Below are 16310 nucleotides of genomic sequence, written 5' to 3' on the forward strand. Positions count from 1 at the left end.
GTCTCCTCAGGCGCTGGCGACCGCGGCGGCCAGGCTGCGCGCGGTTTCGTGGGTGAGGTCGGACACCTGGCCGTCGATGATGTGCACGTTGCGATGCGCGCGCGCCGCCAGCTCGGGATCGTGGGTCACCATCAGGATGGTGGTGCCGCCTGCGTTGATCTCCTCCAGCAGTTCCATCACGCCACGCGCCATCTGCGAATCGAGGTTGCCGGTCGGTTCGTCGGCCAGCAGCAGCTTGGGCGAACCGGCCAGTGCGCGGGCGATCGCCACGCGCTGCTGCTGGCCGCCGGAAAGTTCCGCCGGGTAGTGCTTCTGGCGCGAGGCCAGGCCGACCTGGCCCAGGGCCTGCTCGATGCGGCGCTTGCGGTCGGCGGCGTTGAAGCCGCGGTAGCGCAGCGGCACGTCGACGTTGTCGAACAGGTTCAGGTCGGGGATCAGGTTGAAGCCCTGGAAGATGAAGCCCAGCTTCTCGTTGCGCAGCTTCGAGCGCGCCGCGTCGTCCAGGCCGCGCACGTCCACGCCGTCGATCCAGTATTCGCCGCCGGTGAACTCCTCCAGCAGGCCGGCGATGTTCAGGAAGGTGGTCTTGCCCGAACCCGAAGGGCCGGTGACCGCGACGAACTCGCCTTCCTTCACATGGATGTCGAAACCGCGCAGCGCGTGCGTCTCGATCATGTGGGTGCGGTAGACCTTGCTGAGGTTGTTCATGCGCATCATGGCGGGCGTTCTCCGGGTGCGTGGGGCGGCGGGGTCAGTTGTTGATCGAAACGCGTTCGGCGTTGCGGAAGTTGTCGGTGCCGGCGATCACGACACGTTCGCCGGGCTGCAGGCCCTCGACGATCTCGACCGCGGAAACGCTGGTGGCACCCAGGGTGATCGGGCGGCGCACGGCGATGTCGCCGTCCATGACGTAGGCGTAGCGGCCGCCCTGGTCCTCGATGAAGGGACCGCGGGCCAGCATCAGCACGTCGGGCTTCTCCTCGAACAGCACGCGGGCGGAGGCACGCTGGTTCTGGCGCAGGCCGGCCGGCTGGTCGCCGTCGAAGCGCACGCGCGCCAGCACCTGGTTGTTCACGACCTCGGGCGAGATCGCCGAAATCTTGCCGGTGGCGGTGACGGCGCCGACGCGCACTTCAGCACTCATGCCCAGGCCCAGGTCCTCGGCGTAACTTTCCGGCATCGCCAGTTCGACCTCGAGGCGCGACAGGTCCACCACCGTCATCAGCGCGGTATTGGCCACCACCACGGCGCGGTCGGCGACGTTGAGCGTGCCGATGATGCCGTCCACCGGCGCACGCACGTTCAGTTCGTCCACGCGGCGTTCAAGGTTGGCGGTGAGCAGGCGCTGGCGTTCGAGCAGCTGCTGCTGGGTCTTGAGCGCCAGCGCCACGTCCTGGGTTTCCAGGCCGGCGGCGGAGCCGGCGTGTTTGGCGCGGATCTCGGCGCTGGCCATGGCGTCCTTGGCGCGCAGGTACTCGACCTCGGCGATCGCGCCCAGCTCGAAACCACGTTCGGCGCGCTGCAGGTCGCGCAGCGCGGCGGTGCGCACCACCTCGGCGTCGTCGGCGTCGCGGCGCGCCAGCAGGCTGGCCTTCTGCGCCAGGATGCGCTGGCGCGACACTTCGGCTTCCAGTTGCGTCAGGGTGGCGCGCTCGCGCTGCAGTTCGTTCTGCAGTTCGGGCGAATCGAGCACGGCCATCACGTCGCCCTTGGCCACGGTATCGCCGGCGTTGATCTTCAGGGTGACGGTGCCGCCGGCGGGGGCGTACAGGGTCGGGCTGACCGCGGCCACCACCCGGCCGTTCACCGCGGCGTCGCGCACCAGCGTGCCGCGGCTGACCTCGGCGAAACGCAGGCGTTCGCCCGACACCGCGCGCGAACTGCCGGCCCAGCTCCAGAGCAGCCAGCCCAGCACCAGTACCGCCAAGACCGCGGCGGCGACCAGCTTCAGCGGGCGACGCGAGACGGGCTGCTGTTGTGGGCTGAGGCGGGTGTCCTGGGCGGAAGTGTCGCGGATCATGGGCTGGGCTCGTGCAGGTGTTTGCAGTACCAATGCACGAGCCATGCCAACTACAAGTCACGGAAAACAATGGATATTTTCCGATGGCCCAAGCGTCCGGGCCGTCCGCCGTCCGTCCGCGGTCCGTGGGGGCGGACACCCCCGCCCCGTCCCCCGTGGCGGCCTGCCGGGCCCGAGCCCGCATCCATTAAACTGTCGCCCCCAGCCCAAGGAAGTCACCCTGACATGTGCGGCATCGTCGGCATCAGCGCCCAGCGCAACATCGTCCATCACCTGATCGCGGGCCTGAGCGCGCTTGAATACCGGGGCTACGATTCCGCCGGCATCGCCCTGCTCGGCCCGGATGGCGTGATGCGGCTGCGCGCCAAGGGCAAGGTGCGCGACCTGGAGGCGCTGCAGCGCGAGACCCGTCTGGACGGCCACTGCGGCATCGCACACACCCGCTGGGCCACCCACGGCGTACCCAGCGAAGGCAACGCCCACCCGCACCTGTCGGGGCAGGTGAGCGTGGTGCACAACGGCATCATCGAGAACCACGCCGCGCTGCGCGAAGAGCTGCGCGCCGACGGCTTCGAGTTCCTGTCCCAGACCGACACCGAGGTGATCGCCCACCTGGTCGAGCGTGCGCAACAGCGCGGCCTGGCCCTGCTGCCCGCGGTGCAGGACACGGTGGCGCGCCTGCACGGCGCCTACGCCATCGCCGTGGTTTCGGCGCGCGAGCCCGAGGTCGTGGTAGGCGCGCGTTACGGCGCACCGCTGATCGCCGGCCTGGGCGACGGCGAGCAGTACCTCGCTTCCGACGTGCACGCCCTGTTGCCGCTGACCCGGCGTTTCCTCTACCTGGAGGAAGGCGACGTGGTGGAAGTGCGCCGCGACACCGTGCGGGTGTTCGACGCCTCCGGCACCGCGGTGCAGCGGCCCGTCAAGGAATCGCACTTCAGCGCCGACGCGGTCGAGCGCGGCGACTACGCCCACTACATGCTCAAGGAGATCCATGAGCAGGCGCAGGCCGTCACCGATACGCTCGAGGGTCGCATCGCCGGCGGCAAGATCCTGACCCAGATCTTCGGCGTGGACGCCGAGCAGCTGCTGGCCAAGACCGATGCCGTGCACATCATCGCCTGCGGCACCAGCTACCACGCCGGCCTGGTGGCGCGTTACTGGATCGAACAGCTGGCGGGCGTGCCCTGCACCGCCGAGATCGCCAGCGAATACCGCTACCGCGACCCGGTGGTGAAGGAAGGCACGCTGTTCCTCACCATTTCCCAGTCCGGCGAAACCGCCGACACGCTGGCCGCGCTCAAGCTGGCCAAGCAGCGTCCCTACCTGGCGCAGATGGCGATCTGCAACGTGCCCGAATCCTCGATCGTGCGCGAATCCAGCCTGGTGCTGATGACCCGCGCCGGTCCCGAGATCGGCGTGGCCTCGACCAAGGCCTTCACCACCCAATTGGTGGCGCTGGCGCTGTTCGCGCTGGAACTGGCGCGCAGCAAGGGCCTGGACGCCGAGCGTTATGCCGACGGCGTGCGCCAGCTCGAGCACCTGCCCGTGCAGATCGGCGAAGCGCTCAAGCTCGACGCCGAGATCAGGAGCTGGCGCAGCGTTTCATGGACAAGCAGCACGCGCTGTTCCTCGGCCGCGGCACGCACTGGCCGGTGGCCATGGAAGGCGCGCTCAAGCTCAAGGAGATCAGCTACATCCACGCCGAGGCCTATGCCGCCGGCGAGCTCAAGCACGGCCCGCTGGCCCTGGTGGACGAGGACATGCCGGTGATCGCGGTGGCGCCCAACGACCGCCTGATCGACAAGCTCAAGTCCAACCTCGAGGAAGTGCGCGCCCGCGGCGGCGAACTCTATGCCTTCGTGGACGAAAACGTCGCCCATGGCCTGGATGCCGCCCACGTGGTGATCATGCCCGCCGCCGGCGAGATCGCCGCACCGGTGGTGTCCACCATCCCGCTGCAGCTGCTGAGCTACCACGTGGCCGTGCTGCGCGGCACCGACGTGGACCAGCCGCGCAACCTGGCCAAATCCGTCACGGTGGAATAAGCCCATGCGCGTCTGCGTCTACGCCGCTTCCAGCGCCAAGGTGGCGCCCGAATTCCACGCCGCCGCGCGCCTGCTCGGCGAAACCCTGGCGGCCAACGGCTGCAGCGTCGTCTATGGCGGCGGCTCGCAGGGCCTGATGGGTTCGCTGGCCGACGGCGCATTGTCGAAGGGCGGCGAAGTGGTCGGCATCCTGCCGAAGTTCATGGCCGACCTGGAGTGGGGCCATCCGGGCCTGACGCACCTGGAACTGGTCGAGGACATGCGCGAGCGCAAGCACAAGCTGCTCACCGGTTCCGATGCCGTGGTGGCGCTTCCAGGCGGCTGCGGCACGCTGGAGGAGCTGTTCGAGGCGATTACGCTCAAGCGCCTGGGCATCTACTTCAGCCCGATCATCCTGCTCAACATCCGCGGCTTCTATTCGCCGCTGCAGGCCTTCATGGGCAGCGTGATCGCCGAGCGCTTCATGAACCCCGAACACGCCGCCATGTGGTCGCTGGTGGACCGCGTCGAGGACGTGCTGCCGACGATCGCGGCCACGCCGAAGTGGCGCGAGGACGCGCGCGAATACGCCGTCGTCAGGTGATCGCCGCGGGTCCCCGCGCGGGTCGCGCGGGGCAGGGGTTCAGTCGGCCGAACTCGGCTCGGTGGCCGGGTCGTCGTCGAAGCCGAAGTCGGGCTCCGGCATCGACGCCTCTTCCTCTTCGTTGCGCACCGTGGTGACCGGGCCTGCGGCCGGCATGCGCTTGTTCTTGGGCAGCGGCAGCTTGGCCACTTCCTCGCCGGCGGCGAGCACCAGTTCGCTGCGGCGCGCGTCCGGGATCTCCTGCCAATGGCAGCCCAGGATCGCGCCCTCGAGCGCGTACAGCAGGTTCAGGCTCGGCTTGAAGCCGGCGCGCTTGACGCGCACGTAGGCGGCCAGGGCGCCGACCGCTTCCAGGTCTTCCTGCGAACGGATGCCGGTCTGGCGCAGCCAGGCGGCGGATTTGGGGCCGATGTTGCGAAGTTTGGTTCCGGAACTCATCGCCACTCCCGATGCCCGGTGGATCAGCCCGGGCCCAACGAATCAATGAACGCCTGCGCGACGGCTTCGAGGCCACGCTGGTCCGTTTCGTCGAAACGGTCCAGCATCGGGCTGTCGAGGTCGAACACCCCGACCAGGGCGTCGCCACGGTACAGCGGCACCACCAGTTCCGAACGCGAGGCCGAGTCGCAGGGGATATGCCCGGGGAACGCATCCACGTCCGGCACGCGCTGGGTCTGGCGGCTGGCCGCGGCGGTGCCGCAGACACCGCGGCCCAGCGCGATCCGGATGCAGGCCGGATGGCCCTGGAAGGGGCCGACCACCAGTTCGGTGCCATCGAAGAAATAGAAGCCGACCCAGTTCAGGTCCGGCAGCGAATGGAACACCAGGGACGACAGATTGGCGGCATTGGCGGTGCGGTCGCTTTCGCCGTGCATCAGGCCGCGCGCCTGTTCGAGCAGTTGCGCGTACTGGTCGGCCTTGTCGCCGCTGAGGGTGCTGGACTGGAACATGAAGGGCCTCGCGTGGAACCCGCAGTCTAGCAGCGACGGACGGGCAGGGCGGCCGCTTGCTAAGCTCCGCGCCGGAGGAATGCCATGGACCCGACCACACTTCCGCGCGAAGAAGATTGTTCCGGACTTCGCGAGACGCTGCGGCACTCACCGATGTTCGTGCCGTGTTTCGTCCTGATCGCCGGCGGCCTTCTCGTGATGACCGAAGCGGGACTGTCGTGACGGCGTACTACATCACCGGCACCGACACCGGCGCCGGCAAGACCTTCGCCAGCGTCGCCCTGGTGCATGCGCTGCGCCGCGGCGGCACGCGCGCCGTCGGCATGAAGCCGGTGGCCAGCGGCTGCGAGGCCACGCCCGCCGGCCTGCGCAACGAGGACGCGCTGGCGCTGCAGGCCGCGAGTGATCCGCGTCCCGACTACGCGCTGGTGAATCCCCTGGGCCCTGCCCGATCCGACCGCGCCGCAGATCGCCGCCGCCCGCGCCGGCGTGGCGGTGACCCTGCCGCCGATCATCGACGCTTATCGGCAACTGGCCGGTATGGCCGAGCACATCGTGGTTGAAGGCGTGGGCGGCTGGCTGGCGCCTTTGGCCGACGGGCTGGAGCAGTCCGACCTGGTGCGGGCGCTCGAGCTGCCGGTGATCCTGGTGGTCGGGCTGAAACTGGGCTGTCTCAGCCATGCCCGCCTGACCGCGGCGGCCGTGGCGGCCGATGGCTGCCGGCTGGCGGGCTGGATCGGGGTCGAGGTCGCGCCGCCCGGGTCCGATGCGGCGGCCTATCGGGAGCTGCTCGCGAGCGCGCTGCCGGCTCGGTGCCTGGGCCGGCTGCCCTGGCGCCCTGGCGGCGACCCGGCCGATGTGGCTGCGGAACTGAGCCTGGGCTAAACACGGGCCCGGAAACGGCCGGGCAGGGCGCCTCCGGGCCTTACTGCACTTGACAGTACAGATTCCGAAAATAGAATGACCGTTCACTCATAACCGCCCAGGCGCCATTCCGGCGCTGGCGTCGTCCTTATCTTTCCCTTTTGCCGAGGCTGCCCATGACCCCCGTTCCCACGCGCGAACCTTCCTGGTGCTGGCCGGCAGCCTGCTGCTGGCCGCCTGCGGTGGTGAACAGGCGCCCCAGCAGATGCCCGTCCCGGAAGTGACCGTGGTCACCCTGAAGGCGACGCCGGTGTCCCTCACCCGCGAACTGGCCGGCCGCACCGTGCCCTTCCTGGTCGCCGAAGTGCGGCCGCAGGCCACCGGCATCGTCAAGCGCCGGCTGTTCACCGAAGGCGGCCTGGTGAAGGCCGGCGAGGCGCTGTACGAACTCGACGACTCCAACTACCGCGCCGCCCGCGACAGCGCCAAGGCCAGCGTCGCCCGCGCGCGCGCCTCGGCCACCTCGGCCCGCCTCGCCGCCGAGCGTTCCGCCGAACTGGTGAAGTCCAAGCTGGTCAGCGTCCAGGACAACGAGCGCACCCAGTCGGCCGCGCTGGAAGCCGCCGCCGAAGTCGCCGCTGCCGAAGCCAACCTGCAGGCCGCCGAGGTCAACCTTGGCCACACCCGCATCGTCGCGCCGATCAGCGGCCGCATCGGCAAGTCCAGCGTGACCGGGGGCGCCCTGGTCACCGCCAACCAGGAAGCCGCGCTGGCCACCGTGCAGCAGCTCGACCCGGTCTACGTCGACCTGACGCAGTCGAGCAGCGAATTCCTGCAGCTGCGCCAGGAGATGAAGGCCGGCCGGCTGGAGCAGAACGACGGCGTGCCGGTGAAGGTCCTGCTCGAGGACGGCAGCACCTATACCCACGACGGCCGCCTGGAGTTCGCCGACGTCACCGTCGATCCGGGCACCGGCAGCTATTCGCTGCGCGTGCGCGTGCCCAATCCGGAAACCATGCTGCTGCCCGGCATGTACGTGCGTGCGGTGGTCGACATGGGCCAGCGCCCGGACGGCGTGCTGGCGCCGCAGCAGGGCATCACCCGCGATCCCAAGGGCAATGCCGTGGCGATGGTGGTGACGCCCGAAGGCAAGGTCGAGCAGCGCCAGGTGCGTGCCAACCGCACGCTCGGCGACCAGTGGCTGGTCGACGACGGCCTGGAGGCCGGCGACCGCGTGATCGTCGAAGGACTGCAGAAGGTGCAGCCGGGCGGTCAGGCCAAGGCGGTCGAACAGGGCGCCCAGGCGGCCGCCGCACCCGCCGGCAATCAAGCCGCCGCCGCGACCACCACCGACTAAGGCCGGAGCATCCCCATGGCAAGGTTCTTCATCGATCGCCCGATCTTCGCGTGGGTGATCGCGATCATCATCATGCTCGCGGGCCTGCTGGCGCTGACCCAACTGCCGATCTCGCGTTACCCGACCATCGCGCCGCCCTCGGTGACGATCAACGCCAGCTATCCGGGCGCGTCGGCCCAGGCGGTCGAGAATTCGGTCACCCAGATCATCGAGCAGTCGATGACCGGCCTCGATGGCCTCGACTACATGTCGGCCACCAGCGACTCCAACGGTAGCGTCAGCGTCACCCTGACCTTCAAGACCGGCACCGACCCCGACATCGCCCAGGTGCAGGTGCAGAACAAGCTGCAGGGCGCCACCGCGCTGCTGCCGCAGATCGTGCAGCAGCAGGGCATCGGCGTCACCAAGGCCAGCTCCGGCTTCCTGCAGGTGCTGGGCTTCGTGTCCGAAGACGGCAGCATGAGCCGCGGCGACATCTCCGACTACGTGGCGGCGAACATCGTCGACCCGCTCAGCCGCGTGCCGGGCGTGGGCAGCGTGCAGGTGTTCGGCGGCAAGTACGCCATGCGCATCTGGCTCGACCCGGGCAAGCTCAACACCTACAAGATCGCGCCTTCGGACGTGATCGAATCGATCCGCGCCCAGAACGCCCAGGTGGCCGTGGGCCAGCTCGGCGGCACGCCCGCCATCGACGGCCAGCAGATCAACGCCACCATCACCGCGCAGGACCGCCTGCAGACGCCGGAACAGTTCCGCAGGATCATCCTGCGCAGCAACACCGACGGTTCGATGCTGCGCCTGGGCGACGTCGCGCGCGTGGAACTTGGCTCGGACAACTATTCGGTGATCAGCCGCTACAACGGCCAGCCCGCCTCCGGCGTGGCGGTGTCGCTGGCGACCAATGCCAACGCGCTGACCACGGCCGAGGGCATGGCCGAGTTGATGGACCAGATGAAACCGTCGTTCCCGCCGGGCCTGAAGGTGGTGATCCCGTTCGACACCACGCCCTTCGTGCGCGTCTCGATCGAGGAAGTGGTCAAGACCCTGCTCGAGGCCGTGGTCCTGGTGTTCCTGGTCATCTTCCTGTTCCTGCAGAACTTCCGCGCCACCCTGATCCCGACCATCGCCGTGCCGGTGGTGCTGCTGGGCACGCTGGCGATCCTGCTGGCGCTGGGGTTCTCGATCAACATGCTGACGATGTTCGCCATGGTGCTGGCGATCGGCCTGCTGGTCGACGACGCCATCGTCGTGGTCGAGAACGTCGAGCGCGTGATGAGCGAGGAAGGCCTGTCGCCGCTGGAGGCCACCCGCAAGTCCATGGACCAGATCACCGGCGCCCTGGTCGGCATCGGCCTGGTGCTGGCCGCGGTGTTCGTGCCGATGGCCTTCCTGACCGGTTCGACTGGCGTGATCTACCGCCAGTTCACCGCGACCATCGTCTCGGCGATGGGCCTGTCGGTGGTGGTCGCGATCATCCTGACGCCGGCGCTGTGCGCCACCATGCTCAAGCCGCTCAAGAAGGGCGAACACCACGGCGAGAAGGGTTTCTTCGGCTGGTTCAACAAGAAGTTCGACGCCGGCAACCGCAAGTACCAGGGCCTCGTTGGCCGCATGCTCAAGCGCACCGGCCGTTACCTGCTGATCTATGCCGCGCTGGCCGTGGCGGCAGTGCTGATCTATTCGCGCGTGCCCTCGTCCTTCCTGCCCGACGAAGACCAGGGCGTGCTGTTCACCATCGTGCAGACGCCGGTGGGCGCCACCCAGCAACGCACCCAGAAGGTGATGGAGCAGGTCGAGCGCCATTACATGGAAGACGAGAAGCAGTACATCGAGTCCACCTTCTCGGTGCAGGGCTTCAGCTTCGCCGGCAGCGGCCAGAACAACGGCATGGTGTTCGTGAAGCTCAAGGAATGGGACGAGCGCACGTCGCCGGAATCGAGCGTGGACGCGCTGGTCGGCCGTGCCATGGGCTCCTTCAGCCAGATCAAGGACGCGATGGTGTTCGCGCTGGCGCCGCCGCCGGTGACCGAGCTGGGCACCACGGGCGGCTTCAACCTCTACCTCAAGGACAATTCCGGCCGCGGCCACGAGGCCCCTGGTGCAGGCGCGCAACCAGATGCTGGGCGCCGCCGGCCAGAGCAGGCTGCTGATGGGCGTGCGCCCGAACGGCCAGGAGGACACGCCGCAGTTCCGCCTGGACATCGACACCGAGAAGGCCGCCGCGCTGGGCGTGCCGATCGCCAACATCAACAACACGCTGAGCGTGGCCTGGGGCGGTCAGTACATCGACGACTTCATCGACCGCGGCCGGGTCAAACGCGTCTACCTGCAGGCCGATGCGCCCTTCCGTATGGTGCCGGAGGACTTCGGCCTCTGGTACGTGCGCAACAGCGAGGGCGAGATGGTGCCGTTCTCGTCCTTCGCCAGTTCGCACTGGGAATACGGTTCGCCGCGACTGGAGCGTTTCAACGGCGCCTCGGCGATCAACATCACCGGCATGCCGGCACCCGGCGTGAGCTCGGGCGACGCGATGGCCGAGATGGAGCGCATCGCCGCCGAGCTGCCGCAGGGTTTCGGTATCGAATGGAGCGGCCAGTCCTACTGGGAGCGCGTGGCCAACGCGCAGACGCCGATGCTGTACGCGCTGTCGGTACTGATCGTGTTCCTGTGCCTGGCGGCGCTGTACGAAAGCTGGTCGATCCCGACCTCGGTGCTGCTGGTGGTGCCGCTGGGCATCCTGGGCACGGTGCTGTTCACCTGGCTGCGCGGGCTCGAGCGCGACGTGTACTTCCAGGTGGGCATGCTCACCACGGTCGGCCTGTCGAGCAAGAACGCGGTGCTGATCATCGAGTTCGCCAAGGCCAACGTCGAGAAGGGCATGGGCCTGGTCGAGGGCACGCTGGCCGCCATCGGCGACCGCCTGCGCCCGATCCTGATGACCTCGATCGCCTTCGGCTTCGGCGTGCTGCCGCTGGCGATCGCCACCGGTGCCGGTTCCGGCGCGCAGCGTGCGATCGGCACCGGCGTGATCGGCGGCATGCTGATGGGCACGTTCCTGGGCATCTTCTTCATCCCGCTGTTCTTCGTGGTCGTGCGCCGCTTGACCCAGCGCCGGCAGGCGGCGTCGTGAGCACCGTTCCGGCCAAGGCCACGCAACGCGCCGAACAGCAGCGCGCGCGCATCCTCGATGCGGCGCGCAAGTGTTTCTCCGAGCGCGGTTTCCAGGGCGCCAGCATCGCCGCGATCGCCGAGGCCGCCGGCATGAGCCAGGGCCTGATCTACCGCTACTTCACCAACAAGGCGGCGATCGTGCGTGCGATCACCGATGGCCAGAGCGTCGGCCGGCGCGCGGCGCTGGACGACCTGCGCGGCAGCGACGAGCTGGTGGACCGGCTGCTGGAGAAGATCGACGCCTGGCGCGCGGGCGGCGAACGCGAGGCCGACAGTTTCGATCCGGCGCTGTTCCTGGAGATCACGGCGGAAGCCACGCGCGATCCCGACATCGCCCAGGTGCTCGCGGGCCAGGAGCAGGCGGTCTGGGCCGACTTCAACGACTTCGTGCGGCGCAATACCCGCGGCGCGGAACCGGATGCCGAGACCCTGCGGCGCCGCACGATCGTGCTGCGCTGCCTGCTAGACGGCCTGATCTTCTGCTACATGCGCGATCCGCTGATCGACCGCGCCGTGCTGCGCCGCAGCCTGCACGAAGCGCTGGCGTCGCTCGCCCTCTGAAACGGGGTCAGGTTCACTTTCCCGCGCGCGGAAGTCGGGCGAAACCCTCTCCCTCCCTTGAAGCGGGAAAGTGAACCTGACCCCGTTTCAGCCGGCGTAGCGGCAGCCGGAGGTGCAGGTCTCGTGCACCACGATCAGCGACAGCGCCGGCAGCTGCGGCTTGAGCTCGTCCCAGATCCAGCGCGCGAGGTTCTCGCTGGTCGGATTTTCGAGGCCCGGGATGTCGTTCAGGTAGTGGTGGTCCAGGCGGTCGTAGATCGGCTTGAACACCGCCTTGATGTCGCCGAAGTCCATGATCCAGCCGGTATGCGCATCCGGTTCGCCGCCCACGTGCAGCTCCACCGCGAACGAATGCCCGTGCAGGCGCGCGCACTTGTGCCCCGGCGGCACGTTCGGCAGCCGGTGCGCGGCTTCGATGCGGAAGACCTTGAAGATATCCATGGCCGGTATTGTATCCCGGCCCTGTCAGGGGCGCCCGGCGGCGCGGTTGTGGGGGCCGGAACCCGGGCCTATGCTGCGGGTCCGCACCGAGGAGTCCGCCCATGCGCCGTCCGCTCGCCTGGCTGCTGATCGCGACCCTGGTCCTGCTCTCCACCGCGCAGGCGCAACCCGCCGGGGCGCCCCTGTCCTACCAGGGCAAGACCGTGCTGGTCACCGGCTCCACCGACGGCCTGGGCCGCGAACTGGCCCGGGCGCTGGCGGCCGACGGCGCGCACGTGATCGTGCACGGCCGCAATGCCGAACGCGGCCAGGCGGTGGTGGACGAGATCACCAGGGCCGGCAAGGGCTCGGCGAAGTTCTACGCCGCCGACTTCTCATCGATGCAGGCCGTGCGCGACTTCGCCGACACCATCGCCAAGGACTACCCGAAACTCAACCTGCTGGTGAACAACGCCGGCGTCGCCTTCACCGGCAACCAGCCGCGTCACGCCAGCGCCGATGGTCATGAACTGCAGTTCGCGGTCAATTACCTGGCCGGCTGGGTGCTGGTGAACAAGCTGCGCCCGAACCTGGCGGCGGCCGCGCCCTCGCGCATCGTCAACGTGGCCTCGGGCAGCGCCGCGCCGATCGACTTCGACGACGTGATGCTGGAGAAGCCGGGTGCCCATGCCCGCGGCTACGGACAGAGCAAGCTGGCGCAGGTGTCCATGACCGTCGAACTGGCGCCGGCCTTCGCCCGGCAGGGCATCACCATGATTTCCCTGCACCCGGCGACCATGATGGACACCACCATGGTCCGCAGCCTCGGCATGGCGCCGCGGACCAGCGTGGACGAAGGCCGCGACCACGTGATGTCGCTGATCCGCTCGCCCACGCTCGAGCCCGGCGCTTTCTATCTGGACGGCAAGCCCGCCGAACCGATGGACCCCCAGCCCAACGATGCCGGAGCGCGCGCGAAACTGGTCGCGCTGAGCGCCGAACTGACCGGTGTGCCCTTCCTGTAGCAGGCCTTGAGACAGGGCGCAGGCATCCTGTCCCGGTCGATCAGCTAGGCTGTACGGATGCCCGGGGACTGGAAACAACGCGCCAGCGAGGGAATCACGGTGTTCCGGGCCAGCCGGCTCGAGGCGCTGCTCGAACCGCTGGACCATCTTCTCGCCACCCAGGCGCCGGCCTCGCCGTTGGCGCCCCAGACGGTGGTGGCCGCGCACCCGGGCATGCGCCAGTGGCTGGCCGGCGCGCTGGCGCGGCGGCGTGGGGCCGGCGGCATCGTCGCCAACCTCGACATCGTGTTGCCCACCACCTTCCTCGACAGCCTGGCCCGGCAGGTGCAGGGCGGCGACGCGGTGTCACCGCGCGGCTGGCGGCGCGAATGGCTGCGCTGGCGCATCCATGAAGTGCTGGCCGCCCCACCCGATGTCGAACTGGCGGCCTATCTCACCGGTCCCGATGCGGCGCTGAGGCGATTCCAACTGGCCGACCGGCTCGCGCGCATCTACATCCAGTACATGGCCTATCGGCCGGACTGGCTCGAGGACTGGTCGTATTCGCGCAACACCTTCGAAGGATCGGGCTTCCATCCGGCGGTGTGGCGCCTGCTGCGGCAGGCGCTGCACGAACCGCACCGTGGCGAACGCCTGGCGGACCTGGGCGCGACGCTGCGTGGCGGCGGCGTGGATGTCGGCGCCACCGATCCGCTGCACGTGTTCGGCGTCAGCCATCTCGCGCCCGCCGAACTGGCCGTGCTGCAGGCGCTGGCCGTACATCGACCGGTGGTGTTCTACCTGCCCGATCCCTGTCGCGAATACTGGGCCGGCCTGCGCAGCGAACGCGCGCGCCTGCTCGAACTGGCGCGCGATCCGCACGGCGAGGACGCCAGCGCGTATTTCCTCGACCAAGGCCATCCGCTGCTGGCGGCCTGGGGGCGGCTGGGCCAGCACTTCATGCTGTCGATGCAGCAGCTCGAGGCCGCGCTCGACATCCGCCATTTCCGCGATGAGCGCGAGGCCGACAAGACGCCCGACTCGCTGCTCGAACGCACGCAGGAAAGCCTGCGCCGCCTCGATCCCGCGCTGATGGCCACGGATCCGCGTGATCGGGATTCACGCCTGCACGACCGCTCGCTGCGCGTGCACGCCGCCCATTCGCGCCTGCGCGAACTCGAAGCCCTGCGCGACGCGCTGCTGCGCGAACGCGCCGAACGCCCCGACCTCGAGCCGTCCGACATCGTCGTGATGGCGCCCGACATCGGCGCCTACCTGCCGCTGCTGCCGGTGGTGTTCGGCGAAGCCGGCCGCGCCGAAGGCCCGCTGCCCTACCACCTGGCCGACGTGCCGATGGCGCGTGCGCAGCCGCTGTTCACGGCATTCCGGCAACTGCTGTCGCTGCCGAGCACGCGACTGACCGCGCCCGAGCTGGTCGATTTCCTCGGGCAGCCCGTCGTGATGCGCCGCCTCGGCCTCGACGACAGCGCGCTCGACACGCTGGTGCAGTGGTTGGCGGACGCGCGTGCAGCCTGGGGCCTGGACCCGGCCTTCCGCGCCGCGATGGGCGTGCCGGCGACCGAGGAACACACGCTGTCCTGGGCGATGGACCGGCTGGTTGCCGGTTTCATCCACGGCAGCGAAGCCATGGACGCCGTGCTGCACCTGCCGGACGACACCGCGATGGTGCCCGTGCCCGGTGTCACCGGCGGCGCCACGCCGGCGCTGGGTGCGCTCGATCATCTGCTGCAGCAGATCGCGGGGCTGCGCAGTGATGCCGTGGCCGAACGACCGGCCACCGAGTGGGCGCGGCGGCTGGAGGAGCGGCTCGATGCGCTGTTCCTGCCCGATCTTTCCGATGCCGCCGCGATCGAAGCGATGGACCAGCTGCGTGCGCTGTTGCGCGCGCTGGCCAGCGAACCCGGCGACCTCGGCCTCGATCCGCTGTTGAGCTGGCCGGTGGTGAAGCAGTGGCTGGAAGAACGCCTGTCGGCCGTGCCCGAACGCCAGCGTTTCCTGGCCGGCGGCATCACCGTCTGCGGCATGGTGCCGCAGCGTGCGATCCCCTTCCGCGTGGTCGCGGTGCTGGGCCTGAACGAAGGCGAATACCCGCGCAACGATGTCGATGCCGGCCTCGATCCGATCGGCCGGCCGGGCCTGCGCCGGCTCGGCGATCGCGACGTGCGCAGCGACGACCGCTACCTGTTCCTGGAAACGCTGATGTCGGCGCGCGACGCGCTGCACCTGAGTTATGTCGCCTTCGACGCCGTCAGTGGCAGCGCGCGGAATCCCGCCGCGCCGCTGGCCGAACTGATGGCGGCGCTGCCGGCGGGCGACCGCATCGGCGACGAAACCGTCGCGCCGGCCTGGCGCGTCGAACATCCGCTGCAGCCCTTCGACGGGCGTTATTTCGACGGCCAGGATCCGCGCCTGTTCTCATACCGCGGCGAATTCGCGGCGATGACGCGGGGCGCGGCGGAACCGCGCCGGCTGCTGTCGCCGGATCCGCCGCCGGCCGACGACGCGGTGCGCGAGCTGTCGGTGTCAGGGCTGCGCCGCTATTTCCGGGATCCCGCGCGGGTGCTGCTGGCCGAACGCCTGCAGGTCCGGCTGGACGCGCTGGACGAATCCGGCCTGGCCGAAGACGAACCGCTGGAGCCCCGGCTCGATCGCCTCGATTCGCCGGCGCGCGCCCTGTGCCTGCAGGCCCTGCGCGATCCCTCGACGCCGCTGCCTGCGAAGGCGCCGGAAGCCATGCGCCTGGCCGGCCTGCTGCCTGCGGCGGGCCTGGGTGACGCCGCCTGGGCGCGCGAGCTCGAGGCCGTGCAGGCACTGGTCGACACCGCACGTGCTCGTGCGGACATCGCGCCACTGCTCGCGGCCGGATTGCCGGCAGCGACGCCACCACTGCGCCGTGATCCCGGGCGTTTCCGCATCACCGGCGAACTGAAGAACGCCTGCGACAGTGGCGATGCGCTCTGGGTGCTCGACGTGTTCCCGAACCGTGACAAGGAAAACGACCTCGGCCTTCAGGAGCGGCTGCCGCTGTTCCTGGCCTGGGCACTGCTGCGCCTGGCGCCGGAGAATGCGGGCCGCGCGGTCCGTCTGGTTGCGCTGGTGAAAAAGCCGGCAGCCCCTGGCAGGACGGCATCGCTGCCTGGGATCGCGATTTCATCGCCGCCTCCACGAAAGGGCAGGCGCACATGCGCGAAGACCTTGAAGAACGCGTGCTCGACCTGCTGTCGCTGTGGGCGCAACCGGTCACGCATCCGGCCTGGTACTTCCCACGCGCGTCGAGCGTGCTGGCCGCCGGAAAGGACGATGCCGAAGGC

Annotated in this window: 10 protein-coding genes and 4 pseudogenes; 9 read left to right on the forward strand and 5 right to left on the reverse strand. The window is 69.3% G+C overall.

The genetic code is table 11. The features are described from left to right. Positions 1-6 precede the first annotated feature (6 nt). A complete protein-coding gene (locus FRZ33_RS04410) occupies positions 7-717 on the reverse strand; it encodes an ABC transporter ATP-binding protein (protein WP_146907917.1) in 711 nt (236 codons plus the stop codon). Positions 718-751: 34 nt separating this feature from the next. After that, complete coding sequence (locus FRZ33_RS04415) at positions 752-2020, reverse strand: efflux RND transporter periplasmic adaptor subunit (protein ID WP_146907919.1); 1269 nt, start codon at positions 2018-2020, stop codon at positions 752-754. Between the two features lie 225 nt (positions 2021-2245). Between FRZ33_RS04415 and glmS the strand changes: the two are divergent. Further along, positions 2246-4068, forward strand: a pseudogene (gene glmS, locus FRZ33_RS04420) (glutamine--fructose-6-phosphate transaminase (isomerizing)). A gap of 4 nt (positions 4069-4072) precedes the next feature. Then, positions 4073-4651 (forward strand): LOG family protein, encoded by a 579-nt coding sequence (locus FRZ33_RS04425; protein WP_146907921.1) that lies wholly within the window; start codon positions 4073-4075, stop codon positions 4649-4651. 39 nt (positions 4652-4690) lie between these two features. Here the strand turns inward: FRZ33_RS04425 and FRZ33_RS04430 are convergent, their stop codons facing one another. After that, complete coding sequence (locus FRZ33_RS04430; RefSeq protein WP_146907923.1) at positions 4691-5089, reverse strand: TfoX/Sxy family protein; 399 nt, start codon at positions 5087-5089, stop codon at positions 4691-4693. Positions 5090-5112: 23 nt separating this feature from the next. Then, positions 5113-5601, reverse strand: coding sequence for a GAF domain-containing protein (locus FRZ33_RS04435; RefSeq protein ID WP_146907925.1), 489 nt, complete (start codon positions 5599-5601; stop codon positions 5113-5115). An 84-nt stretch (positions 5602-5685) separates the two neighbouring features. On the opposite strand from FRZ33_RS04435, the gene FRZ33_RS15085 reads away from it, so the two are divergent. The 5 genes and pseudogenes from FRZ33_RS15085 to FRZ33_RS04455 all read left to right on the forward strand — a co-directional run bounded on the left by FRZ33_RS15085 (position 5686) and on the right by FRZ33_RS04455 (position 11554). Continuing rightward, on the forward strand, positions 5686-5823 hold the full coding sequence (locus tag FRZ33_RS15085) for a hypothetical protein (protein WP_158637086.1): 138 nt from the start codon (positions 5686-5688) through the stop codon (positions 5821-5823). Continuing rightward, positions 5820-6486, forward strand: a pseudogene (gene bioD, locus FRZ33_RS04440) (dethiobiotin synthase). Before FRZ33_RS15085 ends, bioD begins: the two are co-directional and overlap by 4 nt. 187 nt (positions 6487-6673) lie before the next feature. Further along, positions 6674-7822 carry an efflux RND transporter periplasmic adaptor subunit gene (locus tag FRZ33_RS04445; protein ID WP_322619014.1) on the forward strand — a complete coding sequence of 383 codons (1149 nt, stop codon included), beginning with the start codon at positions 6674-6676 and terminating at the stop codon, positions 7820-7822. Positions 7823-7837: 15 nt separating this feature from the next. Next, positions 7838-10952 (forward strand): annotated as a pseudogene (locus FRZ33_RS04450) (efflux RND transporter permease subunit). Next, positions 10949-11554 (forward strand): TetR/AcrR family transcriptional regulator, encoded by a 606-nt coding sequence (locus tag FRZ33_RS04455; RefSeq protein ID WP_146907927.1) that lies wholly within the window; start codon positions 10949-10951, stop codon positions 11552-11554. Before FRZ33_RS04450 ends, FRZ33_RS04455 begins: the two are co-directional and overlap by 4 nt. Positions 11555-11641: 87 nt before the next feature. Here the strand turns inward: FRZ33_RS04455 and queD are convergent, their stop codons facing one another. Then, on the reverse strand, positions 11642-11995 hold the full coding sequence (gene queD / locus FRZ33_RS04460) for a 6-carboxytetrahydropterin synthase QueD (protein WP_146907929.1): 354 nt from the start codon (positions 11993-11995) through the stop codon (positions 11642-11644). Between the two features lie 101 nt (positions 11996-12096). Here queD and FRZ33_RS04465 point away from each other — a divergent pair, with 101 nt between their 5' ends. Continuing rightward, positions 12097-12999 carry an SDR family NAD(P)-dependent oxidoreductase gene (locus tag FRZ33_RS04465; protein ID WP_146907931.1) on the forward strand — a complete coding sequence of 301 codons (903 nt, stop codon included), beginning with the start codon at positions 12097-12099 and terminating at the stop codon, positions 12997-12999. 57 nt (positions 13000-13056) lie between these two features. Next, positions 13057-16032: pseudogene (gene recC, locus FRZ33_RS15960) on the forward strand (exodeoxyribonuclease V subunit gamma); the annotation flags it as partial. Positions 16033-16310 lie beyond the last annotated feature (278 nt).

Origin of the sequence: Arenimonas daejeonensis (assembly GCF_007993735.1) — a bacterium.
In the GTDB taxonomy this organism is placed as follows: domain Bacteria; phylum Pseudomonadota; class Gammaproteobacteria; order Xanthomonadales; family Xanthomonadaceae; genus Arenimonas; species Arenimonas daejeonensis.